Source organism: Streptomyces sp. NPDC001068, from assembly GCF_042897315.1.
Classification (GTDB): domain Bacteria; phylum Actinomycetota; class Actinomycetes; order Streptomycetales; family Streptomycetaceae; genus Streptomyces.
Genome location: NZ_JBIAYD010000001.1, coordinates 536047 through 560533 on the forward strand (window position 1 = coordinate 536047; position 24487 = coordinate 560533).

General features: G+C 74.1%; 17 protein-coding genes, 1 tRNA gene and 1 pseudogene. 8 read left to right on the forward strand and 11 right to left on the reverse strand.

The window, feature by feature from the left end; all coding sequences use genetic code 11:
- Positions 1 to 41 precede the first annotated feature (41 nt).
- Positions 42 to 953, reverse strand: coding sequence for a class I SAM-dependent methyltransferase (locus ACFY3I_RS02345; protein ID WP_390858961.1), 912 nt, complete (start codon positions 951 to 953; stop codon positions 42 to 44).
- A gap of 123 nt (positions 954 to 1076) precedes the next feature.
- On the opposite strand from ACFY3I_RS02345, the gene ACFY3I_RS02350 reads away from it, so the two are divergent.
- Positions 1077 to 1853 carry a phytanoyl-CoA dioxygenase family protein gene (locus ACFY3I_RS02350; RefSeq protein WP_390858962.1) on the forward strand — a complete coding sequence of 259 codons (777 nt, stop codon included), beginning with the start codon at positions 1077 to 1079 and terminating at the stop codon, positions 1851 to 1853.
- 58 nt (positions 1854 to 1911) lie between these two features.
- Here ACFY3I_RS02350 and selD read toward each other — a convergent pair.
- Positions 1912 to 2946: pseudogene (selD, locus tag ACFY3I_RS02355) on the reverse strand (selenide, water dikinase SelD); the annotation flags it as partial.
- 85 nt (positions 2947 to 3031) lie between these two features.
- On the opposite strand from selD, the gene ACFY3I_RS02360 reads away from it, so the two are divergent.
- Positions 3032 to 3124 (forward strand) — tRNA-Sec (locus tag ACFY3I_RS02360).
- A gap of 23 nt (positions 3125 to 3147) precedes the next feature.
- On the opposite strand, the gene ACFY3I_RS02365 is transcribed toward ACFY3I_RS02360, so the two are convergent.
- The 9 genes from ACFY3I_RS02365 to ACFY3I_RS02405 form a co-directional block, all read right to left on the reverse strand.
- Positions 3148 to 4929: a SelB C-terminal domain-containing protein gene (locus ACFY3I_RS02365; RefSeq protein ID WP_390858963.1), complete on the reverse strand. Its 1782-nt coding sequence runs from the start codon at positions 4927 to 4929 to the stop codon at positions 3148 to 3150.
- A gap of 3 nt (positions 4930 to 4932) precedes the next feature.
- Entirely contained in the window at positions 4933 to 6294 is a 1362-nt protein-coding gene (gene selA / locus ACFY3I_RS02370) for an L-seryl-tRNA(Sec) selenium transferase (protein WP_390858964.1), read from the reverse strand.
- A 399-nt stretch (positions 6295 to 6693) separates the two neighbouring features.
- Entirely contained in the window at positions 6694 to 7692 is a 999-nt protein-coding gene (gene nrfD, locus ACFY3I_RS02375; protein ID WP_390858965.1) for an NrfD/PsrC family molybdoenzyme membrane anchor subunit, read from the reverse strand.
- Positions 7689 to 8717 carry a 4Fe-4S dicluster domain-containing protein gene (locus tag ACFY3I_RS02380; RefSeq protein ID WP_365288257.1) on the reverse strand — a complete coding sequence of 343 codons (1029 nt, stop codon included), beginning with the start codon at positions 8715 to 8717 and terminating at the stop codon, positions 7689 to 7691. Before ACFY3I_RS02380 ends, nrfD begins: the two co-directional genes overlap by 4 nt.
- Entirely contained in the window at positions 8717 to 12031 is a 3315-nt protein-coding gene (gene fdh / locus ACFY3I_RS02385) for a formate dehydrogenase (RefSeq protein ID WP_390858966.1), read from the reverse strand. Before fdh ends, ACFY3I_RS02380 begins: the two co-directional genes overlap by 1 nt.
- A gap of 135 nt (positions 12032 to 12166) precedes the next feature.
- Positions 12167 to 13375 (reverse strand): ferritin-like domain-containing protein, encoded by a 1209-nt coding sequence (locus ACFY3I_RS02390; protein WP_390858967.1) that lies wholly within the window; start codon positions 13373 to 13375, stop codon positions 12167 to 12169.
- Complete coding sequence (locus ACFY3I_RS02395) at positions 13372 to 14226, reverse strand: phosphate/phosphite/phosphonate ABC transporter substrate-binding protein (protein ID WP_390858968.1); 855 nt, start codon at positions 14224 to 14226, stop codon at positions 13372 to 13374. The genes ACFY3I_RS02390 and ACFY3I_RS02395 overlap by 4 nt, the downstream gene beginning before the upstream one ends.
- Positions 14226 to 15371, reverse strand: a complete 1146-nt coding sequence (locus ACFY3I_RS02400) for an acyl-CoA dehydrogenase family protein (protein WP_390858969.1) — start codon at positions 15369 to 15371, stop codon at positions 14226 to 14228. Before ACFY3I_RS02400 ends, ACFY3I_RS02395 begins: the two co-directional genes overlap by 1 nt.
- Before the next feature lie 633 nt (positions 15372 to 16004).
- Positions 16005 to 16310 carry a 4a-hydroxytetrahydrobiopterin dehydratase gene (locus ACFY3I_RS02405; RefSeq protein ID WP_365288246.1) on the reverse strand — a complete coding sequence of 102 codons (306 nt, stop codon included), beginning with the start codon at positions 16308 to 16310 and terminating at the stop codon, positions 16005 to 16007.
- Between the two features lie 127 nt (positions 16311 to 16437).
- On the opposite strand from ACFY3I_RS02405, the gene ACFY3I_RS02410 reads away from it, so the two are divergent.
- The 6 genes from ACFY3I_RS02410 (at position 16438) to narJ (ending at position 24436) form a co-directional block, all read left to right on the forward strand.
- Positions 16438 to 17268 carry a helix-turn-helix domain-containing protein gene (locus ACFY3I_RS02410; RefSeq protein ID WP_390858970.1) on the forward strand — a complete coding sequence of 277 codons (831 nt, stop codon included), beginning with the start codon at positions 16438 to 16440 and terminating at the stop codon, positions 17266 to 17268.
- Between the two features lie 86 nt (positions 17269 to 17354).
- Positions 17355 to 18218 carry a helix-turn-helix domain-containing protein gene (locus tag ACFY3I_RS02415; protein ID WP_390858971.1) on the forward strand — a complete coding sequence of 288 codons (864 nt, stop codon included), beginning with the start codon at positions 17355 to 17357 and terminating at the stop codon, positions 18216 to 18218.
- A 13-nt stretch (positions 18219 to 18231) separates the two neighbouring features.
- The gene (locus ACFY3I_RS02420) at positions 18232 to 18558 is read left to right on the forward strand and encodes an SAM-dependent methyltransferase (RefSeq protein WP_390858972.1); all 327 of its coding nucleotides are present in this window, start codon (positions 18232 to 18234) and stop codon (positions 18556 to 18558) included.
- A 78-nt stretch (positions 18559 to 18636) separates the two neighbouring features.
- Positions 18637 to 22338 (forward strand): nitrate reductase subunit alpha, encoded by a 3702-nt coding sequence (locus tag ACFY3I_RS02425; RefSeq protein WP_390858973.1) that lies wholly within the window; start codon positions 18637 to 18639, stop codon positions 22336 to 22338.
- Positions 22338 to 23942: a nitrate reductase subunit beta gene (gene narH / locus ACFY3I_RS02430; RefSeq protein WP_390858974.1), complete on the forward strand. Its 1605-nt coding sequence runs from the start codon at positions 22338 to 22340 to the stop codon at positions 23940 to 23942. The genes ACFY3I_RS02425 and narH overlap by 1 nt, the downstream gene beginning before the upstream one ends.
- A complete protein-coding gene (gene narJ / locus ACFY3I_RS02435; RefSeq protein ID WP_390858975.1) occupies positions 23942 to 24436 on the forward strand; it encodes a nitrate reductase molybdenum cofactor assembly chaperone in 495 nt (164 codons plus the stop codon). Before narH ends, narJ begins: the two co-directional genes overlap by 1 nt.
- The last annotated feature ends 51 nt before the right edge of the window (positions 24437 to 24487 follow it).

The window sequence follows — 24487 nt, forward strand, 5'->3', positions numbered from 1 at the left end:
GCTCTCGATGTCAACCTCCGCTGCGCGGAGCGGAATTGTCGCTAGCGAGGGCGTACGGCCGTGTGCACCGTGCGGGCGCCCAGGACGAACACGTCGGGCCTGCGGGCCACGCTCGCCGGGTCCGCCGGGTCGAGGAGGCGGTCCAGGGTGGCGCGGTCGCCGGCGTCCAGTCCTTCACCGACGCTGTCCCGCAGCCGGGAGAGGATCTCGGTCACATAGGCGCGGGCCTTGTCGGACGCCGGGGCGGGCAGGTCGACGAGGAAGCTGCGGCTGCGGGCACGCACGAGTCCGGCGGACTCGAGCAGCGCGGGCCAGTCCTCGGGCTCGGCGACGGTTCCCGGGAGGTCGGCGCGCATCCGGGCGAACCACTCCTCCAGCAGCGCGTCCAGGCGGGCCTGGAGACCGGGCCGTCCGATGCCGATGTCACGGGGCAGGAAGCGGCTGGGCAGGCCTCCCTCCAGGACGGCCAGGGTGCCGCCCGGGGCCAGCCGCTCCCCCAAGGCGGCGAGCGCGGCCCGCTGGTCGCCGAGGTGGTGCAGGCTGTGCCCGGCCCACAGCAGGTCCGCCGGGTACTCCAACTTGTCCAGCACCCCGGGGAGTTCACCGGCGAGGACACCGAAGCGGTCGGCCACCCCGAGCCGCCGCGCGCGAGCCGAGGCCCGCTCCAGGAGCGGTTCGCTGCCGTCCACGGCCAGCACCCGGGCGCCCGGGAAGACCTCCGCGAACAGACACGACACCACGCCGGGCCCACTGCCCACGTCGACGACCAGCCCCGGCTCGGTGACCTCCGTGCCGAGCCAGCCCAGGGCGCTCTCGTAGAGCGGGGCGAGCAGCTCCGCCTGCGACTCCAGGTGCGGGGCCATCTCCGCCCAGTCGATGTCGGTGTGATCGTGGGTGTGCGCATGGGTGCCGGAGTGGGTGTCGGTGTGCTGGTGGTGGTGATCGTGCGCCATGGCGGCAGCCTCTCGTCCGGGTGCGGCCAGGGTGCGCCGACGCGCCGCCCGAGGGCCAGTCCTGTTGCCGCCGTGGCAAAAAACGGGGTGCGGACGGCAAGCCCGGGGGGCCACGATGGCCGCATGGACGACGAGCTGGTGGAACGATTCGTGACCGACGGCTTCGTGAGGATCGAGGGGGCCGTCCCGCCCCGTGTCGCCGAGGGCTGCGCCCGCCGGCTGTGGCGGGAGACGGGATACGACCCCGAGGACCCCGGCACCTGGAAGGACCCGGTGGTCTGGGTGGGCGGTCTGTCCGACGGCCCCTTCGCCGCCGCCCCCAACTCCCATGTACTGCATGACGCGTTCGACCTGCTGGTCGGCGAGCGGCGGTGGGACCCGCGCTATTCGCTGGGCGCCTTCCCGCTGCGCTTCCCGCACCGGGAGGAGCCCGACGACGCGGGCTGGCACATCGACACCAGCTTCATGCCGGAGGGTGCCGACGACTGGTACGCCAACCTGTGGTCCAAGGAGCGCGCCCTGCTGATGCTGTTCCTGTTCAGCGAGGTGACCGAGGAGGACGCCCCGACCCGGATCCGGGTCGGCTCCCACCTGGACGTGCCCCGGATCCTGGAGCCCTACGACGTCCGGGGTGCCACGCTGCGGGAGCTCGGCGAGCAGGTGGCGGAGGCGTCCGCGGACCGGCCGGTGGCCCTCGCCACCGGCCGGCCGGGAGACGTCTACCTGTGCCACCCGTTCCTGGTCCATGCCGCGCAGCCCAACCACGGCACCCGTCCGCGCTTCCTGGCCCAGCCGCCGCTGTACCTGAACGCACCCCTGGAACTGGACCGGCCCGACGGGAACTTCTCGCCGGTGGAACGCGCGGTCCGCCGGGGCCTGGCCCTGGACTCCCGGGGCTGACCCCGGCGGAGGGGCACCGCCCGGTGGGCCGGCGGCGGGGGCGGGGTCAGCGGACGACCATGCGGTGCGGTCCGGCCGGGACCAGTTCGCCGACGACCGGGGCGCCCGGGATCTCGCCGGCGACGAGGAGGCCGCCGGAGGTCTGGGCGTCGGCGAGCAGGAGCCGGGTGAGGTCGTCGGTGTCGCCGAAGTCGGTGTGCGGGGTGACCCACTCGAGGTTGCGACGGGTACCGCCGCTGATGTGTCCGGCGCGGGCGGCCTCCCGGGCACCGTCCAGGAACGGCACCGCGGCGGAGTCGACGACGGCGGTGACGTCCGACGCACGGGCGAGCTTGTAGAGGTGGCCCAGCAGCCCGAAGCCGGTGACGTCGGTGGCACAGACCGCCCCCGCCGCCAGCGCGGCGAGCGCCGCGTCGCGGTTGAGCGCCACCATCGTCTCGACGGCCTGCGGGACGACCTCGCCGGTCGTCTTGTGCAGGTTGTTGAGGACCCCCAGGCCCAGCGGTTTGGTCAGGGACAGCGGCGTCCCCGGCCGTCCCGCGTCGTTGCGCAGGAGACGGTCCGGATCGACGGTGCCGGTCACCGCCATGCCGTACTTCGGTTCCGGGTCGTCCACGCTGTGGCCGCCCGCCACGGCGCAGCCCGCCGCCGACGCGACGTCCGTCCCGCCGCGCAGCACCTCCCGTGCCAGATCCAGCGGCAGCACCTCGCGCGGCCAGCACAGGAGGTTGACCGCCACGAGCGGGGTGCCGCCCATGGCGTACACGTCGGAGAGCGCGTTGGCGGCGGCGATCCGGCCCCAGTCGTAGGGGTCGTCGACCACGGGAGTGAAGAAGTCCGCCGTGGCGACGGCGGCCCTCGCGCCGGCTCCGCCGGGCAGCCGGACGACCGCCGCGTCGTCACCGGCCTCGAGGCCCACCAGCAGGTCGCCCGCGGCGACGCCGGGCGTCCTCGGGGCCGTCAGCCCGGCGACGATCTCCTCCAGTTCGCCGGGGGGGATCTTGCAGGCGCAGCCGCCGCCATGGGCGTACTGCGTGAGCCGCACGGTGCCCTGCCGGGGTGGTTCGTGGACGTCGGTTCGTGCGCCCGTCATGGCTGCATCAGTCCTCGCTGGTGAAGGGGAGCGCCGTGTGGCGCGTTGACTTGTCCTGGAACGCGGGGGTTCGATGGCCCGACGGGGAGGCGTAAGGGTGCCTGGTGGCCCTCCCGGTCTTCAAAACCGAGGTGTCCGAGCAGCTCGGGCAGGCAGGTTCGATTCCTGTCCGTCTCCGCCGTTCAGCGTCCGCCGTCCGCGTCACCGGCCGTCCAGGCCCGTGGCGGGGCAGCGGCGCAGCGTGGCGTCCACCCGTACGGTGTGCCCGCGCCGGTCCAGGTGCTCCAGCAGCGGGACGGCGACCCGGCGGGTGGTGTCCAGCGCCCGGCGTGCCTGGCTGGTGGTGAACGGCTGCTCCAGGCGGGCCAGGACGGCCGCGGCCCGTACGTCCGCGTCCGGAAGCAGCACGATTCCCTCGCCGACCCGCAGCAGGACCCCCGCCGCCTCGGCGGCCGCCAGCAGCTTCGGGGTGAGGCCGAGTTCGTCCAGCCGCCCGGCGTCGGGAGCCCGGAACGGGGCACGGGCGAGGTCCGCGCGTACGGCCTCCACCGCCGTCTGGATCGCGGGCGGCAGCGTGGGTCCGCCGTGGCTGCCGTAGAGCCGGCCGTCGCGGTACCGCAGGCCGGGCGACTGCGCCCGGAGCGCGTCGACGAGTCCGCGCTCCGGCAGTCCGAGCACCCGGCGGGCCGTCTCCAGGGGCATGCCGGGTTCGAGGGGGTGGCGGGCCGCGTGCTCCTCGACCGCCTCGGCCAGGCGCTCGCGCAGCGCCGCCCAGTGGTCCGGGTCCGCCAGCCATTCCCCGGCGACCGGCCCCGCGGGCGGCTGCACCCCCATGGCGAGCAGCTCCGGGCCGCGGACCAGGCCGCGGCGGCGCAGTTCCCCGGCCCCGTCGGCGGGTACCGGCATCGCCGCCAGCTCCCGGGCCCGGGCCGCGGCGGCACCGCGCCGGGCCAGCGGCGGCGGCCGGACGTCGAGCACGGTGATCCCCGCGGGCACGCGGTGCGGTCCGGGGTCGCGGAGCAGGGCGCCGTCGCCGACCCGCAGCGGCAGCGGCGCGGCCAGCCGCAGGCGCGCGGTGTCCGCACCGAGCGGCCGGACCGTCACCGGGACCGCCGCGGAGCCCGCGTGCAGGGTGAGTTCGCGCGGCAGATCGCGGGCCGCGTCGCCGCGCAGCCGTACGTCCACGACGTCGGTGGTCAGCCAGCGGTCCGGGGTGAGCAGCGCGTCCCCGCGGCGCAGGTCCCCGCCGCCGGGCCCCGTCACGTTGACCGCCACGCGCGCGACCGCCGCGGCCTCCCGGCACGGCTCCTTGAGGCACTCCAGCCCGCGTACCCGCAACGTCCGCCCGTCGCGGGCGAGTTCGAGCCGGTCGCCGACGCGCACGGTCCCCGCGCCGAGGGTGCCGGTGACGACCGTGCCGTGGCCGCGCACCGTGAACGCCCGGTCCACCCACAGCCGTACGTCCGCGGCGAGGTCCGGGGCGGGCAGGTCACCGGCCGTCCGGACCAGCGCGGCGCGCAGCGCGTCGAGACCCTCGCCCGTCGTCGCGCTGACGGCGACGGCCGGCACGTCGCCCAGGGACGAGCGGGCGATCCGGGCGAGCGCCTCGGCGCGGGCCGCGTCCGGCCCGGCCAGGTCGCAGCGGGTGACGGCGAGGACCCCGTGCCGTACCCCGAGCGCGTCGAGGACGGACAGGTGCTCCTCGGACTGCGGTTGCCAGCCCTGGTCGGCGGCGACGACGAACAGGACGGCGGGGACCGGGCCGACGCCGGCCAGCATGTTGCCCACGAGCCGTTCGTGTCCCGGTACGTCCACGAAGGCGACGTCACCCGCGCCGGACAGCCGTGTCCACACGAATCCCAGGTCCAGGGTCATGCCCCGGCGCCGTTCCTCCGCCCAGCGGTCGGGCTCCATGCCGGTCAGGGCGCGCAGCAGCGCGGACTTGCCGTGGTCGACGTGTCCCGCGGTGGCGACGACGTGCACGGGTCAGCTTCCGGTTCCCGGCCCGGACACCCGGGACGGGACCTCGGCCAGGCGGACCGCGGCGGCCAGGACCGCGTCCGCCTCCGGCGGCACCGCCCGCAGGTCCAGCAGGCAGCGGCCGTCCTCGATCCGGCCCATGACGGCGGGGTCGGCCGCGCGCAGCGGGGCCGCGTAGGCGGCGGGCAGCGAGACGGCGGCGCTCGGCAGCGTGACACCCGGCGCGCCGCCGCCGCCGACCACCGCCTCGGTGTCGACGGCACGGCTGTCCACACCGTCCTCGCGCAGACCCGCGGCCAGGTCCCGGGCACGTTCGCGCAGCCGTGCGGGGTCGGCGCGCAGCGCGGTGACGGTCGGCGGGAGGGGCCCGCGCACGGTCGCCTCCAGGGCGGCCAGGGTCAGCTTGTCCACGCGCAGCGCTCGGGCGAGCGGGTGCCGGGCCAGTCGGCGCACCAGTTCCGCGTCGCCCAGCACGAGCCCGCACTGCGGGCCGCCGAGCAGCTTGTCGCCGCTGGCGGTGACCAGGGCCGCCCCGGCCCGCAGCCAGGTCGCCGCGTCGGGCTCGCCGGGCAGCGCGGGTTCCGGGGCGAGCAGTCCGGAGCCGATGTCGGCCACCACGGGCACGCCGAGCGGGGCCAGTTCGGCGACGGAGGCCTCCCGGGTGAAACCGGTGACGCGGAAGTTGGAGGGGTGGACCTTCAGGACGAAGCCGGTGTCCGGCCCCAGGGCCGCGGCGTAGTCGGCGGGCGTGGTGCGATTGGTGGTGCCGACCTCGCGCAGCCGGGCGCCGGTGGAGACGAGCAGGTCGGGCAGGCGGAAGCCGTCCCCGATCTCCACCATCTCGCCCCGGCTGACGACGATCTCCCGTCCCCGGGCGAGCGCGGTCGCCGCCAGGACGAGCGCCGCCGCGCCGTTGTTGACCACATGGGCGGCCTCGGCGGCCGGCACCGCGCGCAGCAGGGCGTCGATCGTGCCCCGCCCCCGGCGGGAACGGGTGCCGCAGGCGAGGTCGAGTTCGACGTCCGTGGTGCCGGACGCCGCCAGCAGGGCGTCCTGGGCGGCCGGTGAGAGGGCGGCCCGGCCCAGGTTGGTGTGGAGCAGCACTCCGGTGGCGTTGACGACCGGGCGCAGCGCGCAGGCGGTGGAGGGGAGGGCTGCCACGGCGCGGTCGGCGATCTCGTCGGCGGGTACCTCGCCGGTGCGGGCCCGGGACTGCACTCCCGCGAGCACGTCCTTGACGAGCGCCCGCCCGAGCCGTCGCGCCGCCGCGGTCAGCCGGGGGTCGGCCAGCAGCACGTCGGTGCGCGGCAGCCGCCGTCCGTCCGCGGGCGCGCCGGAGTCCGCCGGGCCGGCGTGGTCGTGCGCCATCTCGTACACCTCCGCTCCGGCCCCGCCGACGGCAACCCCGCCAGGCTAGGTCGGCGGCCGCTCCCGGCGTCCGCGCCGCACCGGGCGCGTCCCGACCCCGACCTGCACGGCGCACGCCCCGGCGGGGACACGCGGGCCCTGGAGTCGGCCCGATCCCCGGCGCACGCCCCGGCGGGGACACGCGGGCCCCGGAGTCGGCCCGATGCCCGGCGCACGCCCCCGCCGGGACACGCAGGCCCTCGAGTCGGCCCGATGCCCGGCGCACGCCCCCGCCGGGACACGCAGGCCCCGGAGTCGGCCCGATGCCCGGCGCACGCCCCCGCCGGGACACGCAGGCCCCGGAGTCGGATCGATGCCCGGCGGACACGGCGTCCGGCGGCGGGTCTCACGGTGTGCGGATCACGTGCCGCCCTCGGCCTCGCGGGCGTCGAGGCGTTCGCGTTGTGGTTTCACCACGTACGCCGGGTCCTTCGTGGACGCGACGCCCGCCTCGAACGTCCCGAACCGCTGGAAGCCGCTGCCCGCCAGGAGCGCGAGGCCGCCGAGCACGGCGGCGGCACGGCTGCGGCGGCCGAGGGTCAGCGCTGCGCACGCCCCGCCGAGGGTCAGGCACTCCGACGCCCTGCGCATCCGGTGGGCGGCGCCGTGGGTGAACGCCGAGGTCTCGAACTGCGGCCTGCGGTCGATGAGCCGGGACGCCACGATCTCCGTCGCCGCCCCGAGCAGTGCCAGCCGGCGGGCGGGCCCCGCCTCCGCGGGCGGGGCGCAGATCATCGCCAGACCGGCGCCGCTCGCCGCGGCGGACCCCGTGAAGACGAACGGCAGTTCGCGGTGCGCCTCGTGCCAGGCCGGCACCGCGGTCTGGGAGAGCAGCACGGCCGTGTACGAGGCGAGCGCGGGGGCGACCGCGGCCGCCGAGAGGCCGCCGAGGCGGGCGGCCCACTTGACGGCGCCGGCGAGCCCGGTCCGGTCCAGCCAGGTCCTCGGCACCAGTTCGGCGATGCCCGCCAGGGAGCAGCCGGGGCCGTAGGACATCAGGATCCAGGTGCCCACCGACATCGGGGAACTCGGCTTCGCCACCCGCATCATGTGGTGGAAGCGCAGTGGCCTGCCGAGGTCGCCGATGAGGAAGTAGCTGCTGGCGAGGAGTGCGCCGAAGCTGCCGACGCGGCAGGACCTGCGCATCTCGGGCCGCCCGGTGAGGTCGGCGCCCACGGCCAGCAGGGCGGCGCCCGCCGAGAGTCCGCCCGCGAGGAGGTAGGCGGGAACCTTCCACTCCCACACCGGCGGCTTCAGCACCGGACGTCCGTAGTAGGAACGGAACTCCGCGCGCGGGACCATCGACTCCTCGCCGGCGCCGCCCCCGCCGTGCTTCCCTCCCCCGCCGTGCCCGCTCACCGACGGCCTCCCCGGGCGAACACCGCCGCGGAGGCGGCCACCATCATCCCGGCCGCCACGGCCGCGTGCTTCCACATGGAGCCCAGGTCACGGGTGGTGACGACGGGGTCGGGCGGCAGCCCGTAGACCTCCGGTTCGTCGAGGAGCAGGAAGAACGCGCCGTCGCCGCCGACCCCGTCGTCGGGATCACGGCCGTACAGCCGGGCCTCGGGCACGCCCGCCTCGTGGAGCTGTTCCAGGCGGGCGTCGGCACGCTCGCGCAGTTCGTCGAGGACGCCGAACTGGATGGAGTCGGTCGGGCAGGCCTTGGCGCAGGCCGGTTCCAGACCGCCCTTGAGCCGGTCGTAGCACAGGGTGCACTTCCAGGCCCGGCCGTCGTCGGGACGGCGGTCGATGACGCCGTAGGGGCAGGCGGAGACGCAGTAGCCGCAGCCGTTGCAGATGTCGGGCTGGACGACGACGGTGCCGAACTCGGTGCGGAAGAGCGCCCCGGTGGGGCAGACGTCCAGGCAGCCGGCATGGGTGCAGTGCTTGCACACGTCCGACGACATCAGCCAGCGGAAGTCGGTGCGGGACTCCGCGCCGCTGCCGGCGCCGGGCAGGTCGAAACTGGGGAACCCCAGGTCGACGGGTTCCGTGCCGAGTTCGGCGCCGGCCCGGTGGCCCGCGTCGTGCAGGGCCTCCTCGACCACCTCGCGGGTGGTCTCCGTCCCGGACGGTCCGGTGGGCAGGCCGACCAGGCCGGAGTCCTGGTCGCCGAGACGCAGGTCCTGCTCGATGAAGGCGACGTGCCGCCAGGTGCTGGCGCCGAGCGAGCCGGTGTTGTCGTAGGACATGCCGAGGAGGTCGAAGCCGTCCGTCGGGACGCCGTTCCACTCCTTGCAGGCCACCTCGCACGCCTTGCAGCCGATGCAGACGGAGGTGTCGGTGAAGAAACCGACCCGGGGCGGGTGGTCCTCGGGGTGGCCGGCGTCCCCGGCCGGGTCCGCCAGCGGGCCGAAGAAGCTGTTGTCGTGCTCGCTCATCAGGGTTCCTCCGGCCCTTCGGTGGTGGCCGGGCGGCCGCCGTCCCCGGGGGGCGCGTCCGTCCGGTGGCCGTGGGCCGTCACCTCGCTGGTGCCGGTCCTGGTGGTGATCCCCGCGCGGCGCCGGTAGTCCTCGACGTACGCGAGGAGCGCGGGGCCGCGCGGGCGCCGCCCCGGCCGGATGTCACAGGTGAGCACCTTGCTCTCCTGTATCAGTACGTTGGCGTCGGCCACCACGCCCATCAGGTCGTTGACGACGTCGCCGGTGGTGATGCCCCGGCCGCCCCAGTGGTACGGCATCCAGATCTGGTGGACCGTGTGGCCGTCGAGCCGCAGCGGGGCCAGCCGGTCGGTGACGACCACCCTGGCCTCCACCGCGGTCCGGCTGGTGACCACGTGCGCCCAGCCCATGTGGTGCAGCCCGCGTTCGGCGGCGAGTTCCGGCGAGACCTCCACCGTCAGTCCCGGCTGGAGTTCCGAGAGGTAGGGGAGCTGACGGCTCATCGCGCCGGCCGTGTGGTGCTCGGTGTACCGGGAGGCGGTGAACACGTACGGGAACACGTCGGTGTGGGGCTCGGGCGGCGAGGGGTTGTACGGGTTGTCGGTGCGCGGGTAGGTGAGCCGGGTCGGGTTGGACTGCTGGGTGTAGAGGGCGTTGCGCACCGGGGACTCTTCGGGTTCGTAGTGGGTGGGCAGCGGCCCGTCGACCAGGCCCGTCGGTGTGAACAGCGCCGCCTTCCCGTCGCCCATCATGATGAACGCGTCGTCCCCGGCCAGCGCGTCCGGACCGGTCGCCTCCGGCGGCGGCCGGAAGTGCGGCGGCTTGTGGCGCTGGAAGTCGGGCACGTCGTGGCCGGTCCACTCACCGCGGTCCGCGTCCCACCAGACGAGGGCCTTGCGCTCGCTCCACGGCCGGCCGTCGGGGTCCGCGGACGCCCGGTTGTAGAGGACCCTGCGGTTCAGCGGCCACACGAAGGCCCACTGGTTGTCGGTGATCGGGTGCTCGAAGCGCGGGGCGCGGCGGCGGGCGTGGTTCGTCTCGTCCGCGAAGACGCCGCTGTAGATCCAGCAGCCGCACGCGGTGGTCCCGTCGTCCTTGAGCTCCTCGTAGGAGTTGACGGTGCGTCCGGTGGTGAGGTCGATGCCGTTGATGTGGCGCAGGACGTCCTCGGCGGACGGTTCGTCGCCGTGCTCCAGCGCGTAGTCCCAGGCGAGGTCGAGGACCGGCCGGTCGCGTTCGTCCTCGGACCCCTCCAGCTTCTCCCGGACGAGCCGCCCGAGGTGGTAGAAGAACCACAGGTCGGAGCGGCGGTCGCCGACAGGTTCGAGAGCCTGGTCGCGCCACTGGACCATGCGCTGGGTCTGGGTGAACGTGCCGCACTTCTCCACGTGCGAGGCGGCGGGGAAGAAGAACACCTCGGTCCTGCAGGTCTCGGTGGAGATCTCGCCCGTCTCGATCTCGGGCGCGTCCTTCCACACCGTCGCGCTCTCGATCATCGCCAGGTCGCGGACGACCAGCCACTCCAGGTTGGCGATGCCGAGCCGCTGGAGCCGTCCGTGGGCCGACCCCACCGCCGGGTTCTGCCCGACCAGGAAGAAGCCGTACACCGTGCCCGCGATCATGTCCATCGCGGTGCGGTAGGTGCCGTGGTCGCCGTTGATCCGCGGCAGCCAGTCGTAGCGGAAGTCGTTCTCGGGGCCTGCGGCGTCGCCCCAGTACTCCTTCAGCAGGGAGACCATGTACGTCCTGGCGTTCGCGAAGTACCCCTTGCGCATCACGTGGCGTACGTCGTCGACGAAGCTCGTCAGGCTGGTGTGGGTGACGTTGGGCATCGGCAGGTAGCCGGGCAGCAGGTTGTACAGGGTCGGGATGTCCGTGGAGCCCTGGATGCTGGCGTGGCCGCGCAGCGCCAGGATGCTCCCGCCGGGCCGCCCCATGTTGCCCAGCAGCAGCTGGACGATGGCGCCCGCCCGGATGTACTGGGCGCCGACGGAGTGCTGGGTCCAGCCGACGCTGTAGACGAGCGAGGTGGTGCGCTCCCGGCCGGAGTTCTCGGTCCAGGCGCGGCACACGTCGAGGAACTGCCGCCGGGGGATGCCGCAGACCCGTTCCACCATCTCCGGGGTGTACCGGGAGAAGTGCCGCTTGAGGATCTGGAACACGCAGCGCGGGTGCCGCATCGTGGGGTCCGTGGCGATCCGGCCGGCCGTGCCCGGCGGGTCCTCGTGGCCCCCGGCCGACTGGGCGGGGGTGGCGGAGATGAGGGTGCTGCCCTGCCTGCCGTCGCCCTCGCCGCCGACGCACTCGTAGGCCCAGCTGCTGCTGTCGTACTTGCCGGTCTCGGCGTTGTAGCCGCTGAACAGGCCGTCCAGGTCCTCGGTGTCCCGGAAGTCCTCACGGACCAGGAACGTGGCGTTCGTGTAGGCCCGTACGTACTCCTCGAAGTGCAGGTCGTTGGAGAGGATGTGGTTGACGACCCCGCCGAGGAAGGCGATGTCGCTGCCCACCCTGATCCGCACGTGCTGGTCCGCGTGCGCGCTGGTGCGGGTGAACCGGGGGTCGATGTGGATCACCCGGGCACCGAGCTTCCTGGCCTCGATGACCCACTGGAAGGCCACCGGATGGGCCTCGGCCATGTTGGAGCCCATGACGACGATGCAGTCGGCGTCGGTCAGGCTCTCCGGGGTGTCCGTGGCACCGCCGCGTCCGAGCGAGGTTCCCAGACCGGGAACCGTGGCGGAGTGTCAAATGCGCGCCTGGTTCTCGATCTGCAGGGCGCCGAGCGCGGTGAACAGCTTCTTGATGAGGTAGTTCTCCTCGTTGTCCAGCGCCGCTCCGCCCAGGCTGGCGAAGCCCATCGTGCGCCGGAGCGGGTTGCCCTGCTCGTCGGCGTCCTGCCAGCCCCGGCGGCGGGCGTCGAGGACCCGGTCGGCCACCATGCCGAGGGCGGTCTCCAGGTCCAGGTCCTGCCATTCGGTGGCGTACGGGGCCCGGTAGCGCACCTTGTCCTCGCGCTGCGGTCCGTTGACGAGCTGCTTGCTGGACGAGCCCTTGGGACACAGCCGGCCGCGGGAGACCGGGCTGTCCGGGTTGCCCTCGATCTGGGTGACGCGCTCGTCCTGGACGTAGACGTTCTGGGCGCAGCCGACAGCGCAGAAGGGGCACACCGAGTGCACGATCCGGTCGGCGTCCTCGGTACGGGGCGCGAGGGTCCTGGACCGCTTCGACTGCACGGCCCGGCCCCGGCCCAGCCGGTCGGCTCCGAAGATCTGCCGGTACACCGGCCACAGGTCCGCCCACCGCTTCACGCCCATCCGCCCGCTCCTTCGCGTCAGGGCCCCCGGTCTCAGCTCCACGCTACCCGCGGGGCGGGCCCCGGCAAGTCCAGGACCGCGCGGACCGCGATCCCTGGTCCCCGGGGGCCGCCGCGGTGCCGGCGCCCATGGGTGTCACATGAAGTTACGGGTGTGCAGTGCGGACAGGGCCGCCGCCTCGTCGTCGGGGAACCCCAGGCGGGCCAGGCGGTGCCGGCGGCCCTCGTCCATCTCGGTCTGCAGCCGCCGCACCGCCCGCCAGCCGTGGGCGATGTCCCGCGGGGCCCAGGAACCGGCGGCCAGCAGCACCAGGGAGTCGAAGACGTCCTGGTTGAGCCCCGCGGTGTCCCGCAGCGCGTCGTGCCGCCGCTCCACCGCGGCACGCAGCCGGCCCCGCAGCGGCGGGTCGACCGCGGCCCGGTGCTCCAGATGCCCGACCCCGAACGCGACGTGCCGTGCCTCGTCCTGGCGGACCAGCCGGCTGACGCGGCGGGTGACCGGGTCGGGGGCGTGCCGCTCCAGGAAGGACAGGAGGCAGAGGAAGCTCCCCTCCCCCAGCACGGACAGCAGGAACGACGCGATGGAGAAGTCCGGTTCGGTCAGCAGGGTCGCCAGGGACGCCCGGCCGCCCGCCGAGGAGGTGCCCATCGCGCCGCCCCGCAGCAGCGCCCGCCGGGTGAAGACCTCCACGTGCCGGGCCTCGTCGGCCGCCTGTACGGCGAGCAGCTGGAGCACCTCGCGGAAGTGCGGATGGACCTGGACCAGCAGCCGTCCCGGCACCACCAGGGCGGCCTGCTCGTTCTCCACGAGGTAGGTCATCACCTGGACGACTGCGGCCTCGATCTCGTCGGGCACGGTGAAGTCCTGGTCCCACTCCACCGCCCGGTAGGGGTCCCACTGGGAGGCGACCGCCTGCCGGTACAGACGGGGCGCGAGGTCGGTCCAGGCGACGTCCCTGTCGACGACGGCGAAGGGCACGTCCGGCCCGCCCGCCTCCACCAGCGCTCCGCGCGCGGCGAGGCCCCAGTGCAGGGGCGCCCGGCCGGCGATCTGCCCGGCCGGCGCACCACCGGCGCGTTCCGCCCCGTGCAGGCGGTCGGTGGCGGCGGGACCCGCCCGCACCCGCGCGACCACCGGCGCGTCCCGTGGGTCCGCGGCCTCCAGCTCGTGCCCCTGGACGCGGCACCACACGGCCAGATGGGGCAGCAGCGCCGGGTCCGTCCCGAGCACGTCGATCCGGGTGCCGGGCGGTGCCTGGCGCAGGGCGCGGGTCAGCAGCAGCCGTGCGCCCTGCTCGAAGCCGAGCGCGCCCAGGTCGGCCGAGGCCGCGCCGGCGGCCGTCACGGCCGGTAGCCGGCCGCGGTGATCCGGCCGTCGGCGTCGTAGAAGCCGGCTGCGTCGACGGCCGCGGTCAACTGCCCGAAGCCGGTCTCGCGGCCGGGCAGCCACCTGGTGAGCCCTTCCAGATCGAGGAGCCGGCGCACCTCGGGATCGCGGTACGACATGGCGAGCAGCAGCGCCGTGAACCGGTCGCCGAGCTCCCTGTCCAGGGACGGACCGGCCGCCAGCACGCAGTGGTCGTAGGGCTCGGTGCGCGACAGCAGCCGGGTACCACCGGGCGGCAGGATGCCCTCCTGCCCGAACAGCAGGTGGCCGGCGTCGATCATGCAGGCGGCGTCCGCCTCCCCCGCCGCCAGCGCGCGGGCGGCGTCCCGTTCGCCGCCGACGTGGTCGCCGTGCAGGCCCACCCCGGTGTCGTGGCGGCGCACCTCGAAGTCGGTGCCCGCGTCGAGGCCGAGATCGGCCAGGTGGCGCAGGGGGATCAGGGTCGCCTGGGGCGAGTCGAGGGCTCCGACGGCGACCGTGCGGCCCTTCAGATCGGCCGTCGAACGGATCTCGCCGTCCGACCTGACCACCACCACGGAGGTCAGGTCGCGGTCGGTGTCCCGCATCACGAGCGGTGTCACCTCCGCGCCCGCGGCGGCGGCCAGCCGCCGGGTGCGCAGCCAGGCCAGCGGCGAGTGCCAGGCGGCGTCGATCCGCCCGTCGACCAGGTCCTCTGCCTCCCGCTCGTAGTGGGCGTAGAGCACGAAGTCGAAGGGCAGGCCCTGCGCGAGGAGCCAGGTCCGGAAACCGGACCAGATGGTGACGACCTTCGGGTCGTAGGCGACGGCGCCGAGCAGCAGGCCGGCCATCAGGCCTCCTGGAAGAGCGGCAGGCCCAGCTCCAGGCGGCCGCAGAAGTCGTGCAGCGCCTCGGTGGTGGGTGCCATCACCCGGGCGGCCAGGGCGTCCCGGAACCGTCGCTCCACGCCGGTCTCGCGGCGGAAGGCGGCGCCGCCGCACAGGCGCATCGCGCCGTCCGCCACCTCGGCGGCGGTCTCCGCGGCGAGGGCCTTGATCTGCAGGACCCGCAGCGTCGCCTCGGGGCGTCCCGTCTCCGTCGCGGTGAGGGTCTGCGCCAGCAGGGCGCGCAGCGCGTCCGCGCGCAGCCGCAGCTCCGCGAACCGGTTGCGGGTCATCGGCTGCTGGGCCAGCGTCTGGTCCAGGTGGGCCAGACGGGTGTCGCGAAGATGCGCGGCGGTGAGGCCGAGCAGCGCCTCGGTCACCCCGAGCGAGAAGGCGGCGCTCAGTACGAGGAAGCACGGCAGTACCACTTCGAGGGCGGTCCCCAGCCCTTCCCCGTCGGCGGCCAGCAGCGCGGAAGAGGGCACGTGGACGGCGGTCGCCGACACCGGGGCGGACGCGTTGCCGCGCAGGCCGAACCCGTCGTAGTCGCCCGCCACTTCGAGTCCGGCGCTGCCTGCGGGCACCAGCCACAGCGACATCGGGCCGTCCGCCCGCAGCGGCCTGCTGGACCAGACGTAGCTGTCGGCCTCCCCGGCCGAGGTGACCCAGGACTTCCGCGCGTCCAGGCGCACCGTGTGGGCCCCCTGGGGCTCGGCGGTGCCGACCGGGGCCCAGAAGTGGCTGCGGGAGCCGCGCTCGGAGAACGCCAGGGTGGTCAGATGACGCCCCGCGGCGATCTCGCGCCGGACGTCCTCGGAGGCGTACCGGTCGAGGACGCTGACGGCCGAGTAGTGCATGAGCAGCACCATCGCCGTCGACCCGCACACGCCCGCGAGCCTTTCGGTCACCTCGGCGGCCTCACGCAGTCCGGCACCCGCTCCACCGGTCTCCCGCGCGCTGAGCAGCCCCAGCAGCCCGGCCTCGCCCATCGCCCGGATCCCCTCCCGCGGGAAGCGGCCGGTCCGGTCCACCTCGTCGGCGAGCGGCCCGACGACGTCACGGAGCAACGCGTCGAACAGGTCGGATCGGAGGCCCGGGGATTCGGTCGTCATCATCTGCACTGTTTCGCACCTTGGTGGTCAGTCGTCGGTGAATGTCCGTTTCCGGGGGCCAGTCAAGCATTCCGTCCGGCACATGGGGCGAAGCGCGCCGAGCGACGGACCCCGACCGGTACGACAGCGCACCGCGCGTGGTCGGCGACGGCGAGGAGTTCCACGCCCCGCCCGCCGTCGGGCCGTGGGCCGCCGTTCGACGGCGTCGCGGACACCGACGAGATCGACGTGCCGCGTCCGGGTACGAGAGGCGCCACCCGGCGGCTCCTCACACCGGGAGAGCGGGCCGTGGTCGCCGCGCGGGACACGGGGAGAGCGGGCAGTCGTCGCCGCACCGGACACGGGGAGAGCGGGCAGTCGTCGCCGCACCGGACACGGGGAGAGCGGGCAGTCGTCGCCGCACCGGACGCCGGAGTGCGGGCCGCGGCCGCGGCGCCGGACACCGGGCCGGAGCGGGCGGCCGTTTCCGCCGGCGGTCGGGCGGTTCGGGGCAGGATGATGGCCGGGATCAGGCCGGGATCAGGCCGGGATCAGGCCGGGGATCAGGCCGGGGACGGCGTCGGCCGGCGCACCGGCCGGCGCCGCGTGACGCGTCGTCGGCCCCGGCTTCCCCGTCGTGTTCGGGCACACGGCTCAGTGCGCGCCGTGGCCGGGGGCGATGTCCTCCACCCTGCGGGCGAGTTCGAAGTCCAGTCCGGTGACGGCGCCGCCCACGCTGTGGGTGTTCACGGTGAGGGTGACCGTGTGGTAGCCGAGGGTGAGGTCGGAGTGGTGGTCGAGTTCGTCCTGGATCCGGGCGATGTGCAGGACGAGGGCGGCGGCGGCGAAGTGCGAGTCGAGCCGGTAGCCGCGGGCCAGCCGGTCGCCGTCCAGCGACCAGCCCGGCAGTTCGGCCAGCCGGTCCTCGATCTCCTGCTGCCCCAGCGGTTCCACGGCCATGGTGCGGCTTCCTTCCCTCAGGCGCCCGGAGGCGTACGTGGGTTCAGCCTGCCACGGCGGGACCGGCCGGCGGGTTCGCACCGCGGGCCGCCTCCGCCCTCCACCCTCCTCGGTTACGGTCGTCGGCATGACCACTGCCGCGTCCGGCGCCGCCGCCTCCCCGCCCGCCGCCGAGGGGAAGGGGGTCGGGCCGCTGCTGCGGGCCTGGCGGGAGCGACGGCGGGTCAGCCAGCTGGAGCTGGCACTGCGTGCCGACTCCTCCGCGCGGCACATCAGCTTCGTCGAGACCGGCAGGTCGCGCCCCAGCGAGGAGTTGGTGCTGCGGCTGGCCGAACACCTGGACGTGCCGGTCCGGGAGCGCAACGCCCTGCTCCTGGCCGCCGGCTACGCCCCGCGCTATCCGCAGACCCCGCTGGACGATCCCGCCCTGGACGCGCTGCGCGACGGCATGGAACGGCTGATCCAGGGCTACGAGCCGTACCCCGCGCTGGTGGTGGACGCGACGTACACGGTGATCGCCGCCAACCGGGGCGTCGCGATGCTGCTGGAGGGGGTACCGGAGTCGCTGCGCACGCCCGTGCCGAACGCGATGCGGCTGACCCTGCACCCCGAGGGACTGGCACCGCGCATCCGCAACCTGCCCGAGTGGCGCGGGCATCTGCTGGCGCAGATGGAACGGCAGATCGCGCTGCACCGCTCGGACGCACTGCGGCAGTTGTACGAGGAGGTCGCCGCCTATCCGGCTCCGGCGGGCGCGGACGACGGCCGGCCGGTGGAGCGGGCGACCTGGTTCGCGCTGCCGTTGCGGATCGAGCACGCGGGCCGGGTGCTGTCCTTCGTGTCGTCGATCTCGACGTTCAACACGCCGATGGACGTGACGGTCGCCGAACTGGCCATCGAGACGTTCCTGCCCGCCGATCCGGCGACGGCCAAGTACTTGAACTCGTTGGTAAGTTGACGGAAGTGGTCGCCTCGATCGGATGTGCGGGACGGCATCGCGTGACACACTGCTGCCCGTACTTGTGCGCGTAGGGGAGGCGTGGCGTGAGTGAACGGCGTGCTGCGCCCACGGTAGGGCAGGTCGTGCTCGGCAAGCGGTTGCAGGAACTGCGGGAGGCCTCGGGCCTCGGCCGGGACGAGGCCGCACGGGTGTTGCGGGTGGCGCAGGCGACCGTGCGGCGGATGGAGATGGCCGAGGTCGCGCTCAAGATCCCGTACGTCCAGGTGCTGCTGGAGACGTACGGGGTGCCGGAGGAGGAGCACGCCGCGTTCGTACGGCTGGCCGAGGAGGCCAACCAGCCGGGCTGGTGGCAGCGTTTCCACGACGTGCTGCCGGACTGGTTCAGCCTGTACGTGAGCCTGGAGGGCGCGGCCCGGGTGGTCCGCTCCTACGAACCGCACTTCGTCCCGGGCCTGTTGCAGACCGAGGCGTACGCGCGGGCGGTGCTGGAGGCCGGGACGATAGGCCACAGCGATCCCGGCGCCGTGGAACGGCACGTGTCGCTGCGCCTGACCCGGCAGCGGCTGCTGGAGCAGGACGATCCGCCCCACCTGTGGGTGATCATGGACGAGACGGTGCTGCGGCGTCCGGTCAGCTCCGACCGCGAGGTCATGCGGGAGCAGGTCGACAAGCTCCTCGCCTTCGCCGGACGGGACCGGATCACGCTCCAGATCGCCGAGTTCGCGAGCGGTCCGCACCCGGGGACGTACGCGCCGTTCACACTGTTCCGGTTCGCCGAGCCCGAACTCCCCGACATGGTCTTCACCGAGTACCTGACCGGTGCCCTGTACCTGGACTCCCGGGACGAGGTCGGCGCCCACCTGGAGGTACTGGACCACATGACGGCCCGATCCGCCTCGGCACAACGGACCGCACAACTGCTCCGGGAGTTCCGCGACGGCCTCTGAGGGGGCAGCGACCGTGGCCTTGCCCGAGCCCGCACCCACCGCCGTCGACGCCGACCGCCCGCATCCCGTGCGGGTGTACGACCGGTGGCCCGGCGGCAAGGACGACCAACCGGTGGACGTGCAGCCGGCCCGTCGGATCCCCGCCGTGGACGGCCCGGCGCCGGGCGCGGCGCGTGCCGGAGGTCGCTTGGTGCGGCGGGCCCTGCGTGCCGTCGCCGGGTCGGGGAGTGGTTCCGGTGTACGGAGCCGTCGCCCGCGAGGGCTGAGCCGTTCGGGTGTACCGGTCCGCGACACTCCCGGATGTCCTGGACAGGTAGCCCCGGGCGGCCCTGCCGAGTGACCCGTTCGGATCGTCTGGACAGGTGCGTTCCCGCGCCCGCCCCTAGCTTCGAAGCGAAGGGTGACCAAGGGAGCGCAGGTGACCGACACGCAGACACCCCCCAGGGAACCCGGCGCGGCGCTGCTCGGTGCCGCCCGGTTCTTCCGGCCCGGCACGCCCGCGCGCGACCCGCACGGTGTGGCCCCGACCGGCCGGCAGGCGGACGCCTTCCGCCGTGACCGCCGGGGCCACGACAAGGTCGTGAACTCCACGCACGGCCCGCACGGCACCGGCTCCCGCCGCCGGCAGGTGTACGTCAAGGACGGCATCACCACCTTGCAGACCCAGGATGTCCAGGGGACCGGCCACCCCTCGGCGGGCCCCGACCGCCCCGGGTACGAGCCTCACGGCTGCCCGCCCGGCGCCGCGTTCTCCTGGTACACGTACTCCCCGACCCGGGTGCGGTATCCGTATGTCCGGGGCGTGCTGCTGGAGATGTACCGGGAGGCGAAACGGCGGCTGCGGGATCCGGTGGCCGCCTGGGCGGACATCCAGAACGACCCCGAACGGCGCCGGAGTTACCAGCGGGCGCGCGGCGAGGGCGGCCTGGTGCGGGCCACCTGGGACGAGGCGGTGGAGATCGTCGCCGCCGCCCATGTGTACACCGTCATGGCGTACGGCCCGGACCGGATCGCCGGCTTGTCCCCCGTCCCGGCGAAGTCGATGGTGTCGCACGCGGCCGGCGCCCGCTACCACTCGCTCATCGGCGCGCCGATGCTGTCGTACGACGACCGGTGCGCCGACCTGCCGGTGGCCTCGCCGCAGGTCTTCGGCGACCAGGCGGACGTCCCGGAGCCGGGCGACTGGTGGGACGCGGCCTATCTGGTCACCTGTGGCTCGGACGTCCCGGTGGCCCGTGCCCCGGACGCCCGCCGGACGGCGGAGGCCCGGTACCGGGGTCAGAAGGTGGTGGTGGTCGCTCCGGACCGCGCGGCCGACGCCAGGTTCGCGGACGAGTGGCTGCACCCGCATCCCGGGACGGACGGCGCGCTGGCGCTCGCGATGGGCCACGTGGTCCTGAAGGAGTTCTTCGTCGACCGGGAGACCCCGTACTTCACCGACTACGTACGGAAGTTCACCGACCTGCCGTTCCTGGTGACCCTCACCGAACGGGACGGCGGACACGTGCCGGGAAAGTTCCTGCGCGCCGCCGACGTCGGGGAGCACGGCGAGGGCGCCGAGTGGAAGACGGTCGTCCTGGACGCCGCCTCGGGCCGCGCGGTCGTCCCGAACGGCTCCCTCGGCTTTCGCTGGACCGATTCGGGCGAGGGCCTCTGGAACCTCGAACTCGGGTCCCTGCGACCGCTGTTGAGTCTGCACGGCAGGGAGGGCGCGAACGGGGTCGAGGTGCTGCTGCCACGCTTCGACACCGACACCGACACCGACGGCGGTGAGGACGGGCAGGGCCGCGGCGCGGTGCTGCGGCGCGGGGTGCCGGCCACGCGGCTGGACGGGGCGAGGGGCCCTCTCGTGACGACGGTCTTCGACCTGCTGCTGGCCCAGTACGGGGTGTGGCGGCCCGGTCTGCCGGGGAGTTGGCCCGCGGGCTACGAGGACGCGCGGGCTCCGGGCACCCCCGCCTGGCAGGAGCGGCAGACCTCGGTTCCGGCCGCCCGGTGCGTGAAGATCGCCCGGGAGTTCGCGCGGACCGCGGAACGCTCCAAGGGCCGGTGCATGATCCTGATGGGCGCGGGCACCGACCACTGGTTCCACGCCGAGACGATCTACCGCGCCTTCCTGGCCCTGCTCCAGCTCACCGGCTGCCAGGGCCGCGACGGCGGCGGCTGGGCGCACGACGCCGGCCAGGAGAAGTGCCGCCCGGTCACCGGCTGGGCCACGCTGGCCTCGGCGGGCGACTGGTCCCGGCCGCCGCGCCAGATGACCGGCACCGCCTTCTGGTATCTCAACTCCGACCAGTGGCGCTACGACCGCCTCGGCGCCGACGTCCTGGCCTCGCCGCTCGGTGAGGGCAGGTTCGCCGGGATGACCGGCGCCGACTGCCTGGCGCTGTCGGTCCGCGCGGGCTGGATGCCGTCCTACCCGACCTTCGACCGCAACCCGCTCGAACTCGGCGGCGTCCCAGGTGACCCGGTGGCCGGCGCCGTGGCGGAACTGCGCGCGGGCACCCTCAAGTTCGCGTGCGAGGACCCGGACGCCCCGCAGAACTGGCCGCGGGTCCTCACCCTCTGGCGGGCCGACCCGCTGGACTCGTCGGCGAGGGGCGCCGAGTACTTCAGCAGACACCTGCTCGGCACGCACTCCTCGCCTCGCGCCGAGGAGGCGGCGCCCGGCGAGCGGCCCCGGGACGTGACCTGGCGCGAGGAGGCCCCCGAGGGCAAGCTCGACCTGCTCCTGTCTCTGGATTTCCGGCAGACCTCCTCCACCCTGCTGTCGGACGTGGTGCTGCCGGCCGCCACCCGGTACGAGAAACACGACCTGTCGTCGACCGGCACGCACCCCTGCGTGCACGCGTTCACCCCGGCCGTGGACCCGCCGTGGCAGGCGCGCACCGACTTCGACACGTTCAAGGCGCTCGCCGAGCGGCTGAGCGAACTGGCCGTGGGCCGGCTCGGCGTCCGCAAGGACCTGGTGGCCGTCCCGCTCCAGCACGACACCCCGGGCGAGACCGCCCAGCCCGGCGGGGTGGTGCGGGACTGGCGGCGCGGGGAGTGCGAGCCGCTGCCCGGTCGGACCATGCCGAACCTGGTGGTGGTGGAACGGGACTACACGGCGGTCGGCGCCAAGTTCGCGGCGCTGGGCCCCCTCGTGGAGCAGCGGGGCCTGCCCGCCAAGGGCATCACCCTCCGGCCCGGCCAGGAGGTCGCGCGGCTGCGGGAGTCGAACGGCACCGGCTACCTGGGCCGCCCGTCCCTGGACACCGCGGTGAAGGCCGCCGACACCATCCTGGCGCTGTCCGGCACCACCAACGGCCGTCTCGCCACCGAGGGTTTCCGCACCCTGGAGCAGCGCACCGGGCAGCCGATGGCCCGGCTCGCCGCGGACCACGAGGACAGGCGGATCACCTACGCCGACACCCGGGCCGCCCCGGTCGCGGTGATCACCTCCCCGGAGTGTTCCGGCAGCGAGTCCGGCGGCCGCCGCCACACCGCGTTCACCCTCAACACCGAGCACCTCAAACCGTGGCACACGCTCACCGGCCGCCAGCACTTCTTCCTCGACCACGACTGGATCCACGAGCTGGGCGAGGCGCTCCCGGTGTACCGGCCGCCGGTGGACCTGGACCGGCTGCTCGGCGAGCCGCGCCTCGCCCCGGACGGCCGACGGGAAGTGACGGTGCGTCATCTCACGCCGCACGACAGGTGGTCGATCCACTCCGAGCACCAGGACGACCTGTTCATGCTCGCGCTCTCCGGGGGCGGCCGGAACATATGGATGTCCCCGCGGGTCGCGGAGGCGATCGGGGTCGAGGACGACGAGTGGGTCGAGGCCGTCGACCGGCACGGCGTGGTGACGGCCCGGGCGGTCGTCTCGCACCGGATACCGCCCGGCACGGTCTACATGGACCACGCGCGGGAACGCACGCCGGCGGTCCCGGGGCCGGGGAGCACCCGGACGAGCCACGGTGTCCCCGACTCGCCCACCCGGCCGCTCCTCAAGCCCTCGCACCTGGTCGGCGGGTACGCGCAGCTGACCTGGGCCTTCGACTACCTGGGCCCGACGGGCAGCCGGGGTGACGAGGTGACGGTGGTCCGCCGCCGCGTCCGGGAGGTCGAGCACTGATGCGTCCCATGGCCCAGATCGCGATGGTCATGAACCTAGACAAGTGCATCGGCTGCCACACCTGTTCGGTCACCTGCAAGCAGGCGTGGACCGACCGGCGGGGCATGGAGCACGTCTGGTTCAACAACGTCGAGACCCGCCCCGGCCCGGGCTATCCGCGCCGCTACGAGGACCAGGAGACCGGGCGCGGCGGCTGGGAGCTGAACCGGCGCGGGGCGCTGAAGCTCCGGGCGGGCGGACGGCTGCGCAGGCTCGCCGGGGTCTTCCACAACCCGGGACTCCCGGCGGTCAAGGACTACCACGAGCCCTGGACGTACGAGTACCGCAACCTCACCGGCGCCCCGCCGGGCGACGACCACCCGGTCGCCGGTCCCGCCTCCCACCTCGACGGCAAGCCCGCGAAGACGCGGTGGTCCTCCGACGGGGACGACGACCTGGCCGGTGCCCCCGCCCACGGCGACCTGGACCCGATGGTCGAGCGGACCCGCCGCAAGGCCGAGGACAAGGTGCGGTTCGAGTTCGAGCAGGCCTTCACGTTCTATCTGCCGCGCATCTGCGAGCACTGCCTCAACCCGTCGTGCGTGGCCGCCTGTCCGTCCGGGGCGATGTACAAGCGGGCCGAGGACGGCATCGTCCTCGTCGACCAGGACCGCTGCCGGGGCCGGCGGATGTGCGTGACCGGATGCCCGTACAAGAAGGTCTACTTCAACCACGCCACCGGCAAGGCCGAGAAGTGCACGATGTGCTCGCCGCGCCTGGCGGCGGGGCAGCCGACGGTCTGCTCGGAGACCTGCGTGGGCCGGCTGCGCTATCTCGGGGTGATCCTCTACGACGCCGACCAGGTGACCGCGGCGGCCGAGACCGAGGACGAGAAGGCACTGTACGAGGCACAGTTGGGCGTCTTCCTCGACCCGGAGGATCTGGACGTGCGGCGGGCGTGCGAGGAGGCGGGCATCTCCCGCGACTGGCTGGAGGCGGCCCGCCGGTCACCGGTGTACAAGCTGATCCACACCTACCGGGTGGCCCTGCCCCTGCATCCGGAGTACCGCACCATGCCCATGGTCTGGTACATCCCGCCCCTGTCCCCCGTCGTGGACGCGCTGTCCGGGACGGGTCACGACGGCGAGGACGCCGAGAACCTCTTCGCCGCCATCGACACCCTGCGCATCCCCCTCGCCTACCTGGCCGAACTGTTCACGGCGGGCGACCCCGCACCCGTACGGGCGTCCCTGGAGAAGCTGGCCGCCATGCGCTCCCACATGCGGGCGCTCAACCTGGGTGAGGAACCGGACGCGAGGACGGCCGCCGCGGTGGGGATGACCGCGGCACAGATCGAGTCGATGTACCGGCTGCTGGCGATCGCCAAGCACGAGGACCGGTATGTGATCCCGACCGCGGCGGTCGGCGACGCGCGCCGGCTGGAGGAGTCCGCGCTCCCCGAGGGGTGCAGCCTGGATCACGACGGCGGCCCCGGCATGGGCGGCGACGGACCCTTCGGCCAGGACTCGGGCCGGAAACTGCTCCCCCTGATGCCGGTGGAGAACTCCCGTCCGCTGCACAGACGGCAGACCGCCGGCACACCGGAGAAGGCGAAGGAGACCTGATGTCCACGGACGCGGTGTTCTACCAGGCGGCGGCGCTCTGCCTCACCTACCCGGACGACGACTTCGTCGCCCGGCTGCCGCTGCTGCGTCAAGCGGCCCCGCAGCTACGGCGGTTCACCGACCACGCGGCGGCGACCCCGCCCCGGGAGCTGGCCGAGCACTATGTGCAGGTCTTCGACTTCGAGAACCGGCACAGTCTCTACCTCAGTTGGTGGCACGACGGCGACACCCGCCGCCGGGACATGTCCCTGGTCCGCTTCAAGGAGGTGTACCAGGAGTACGGCATGGAGTTCACCGGCGAGGAGCTGCCGGACTTCCTGCCCGCCGTCCTGGAGTTCACGGCCCGCACCGGCAACACCGACCTGCTCACCGAGCACCGTGACTGCCTCGCCGAACTCCGGCGCAGTCTCACCGACTTCGGCACGCCGTACGCGAGCGTGCTGGACGCGGTCTGGGCGGCCATGCCGACCGCGAGCACCCGGGCACGCCCATGAGCGTCCCGCGGTGGGGCGCCGCCCACCGCCACCCGCTCCGCGGTGACGGCG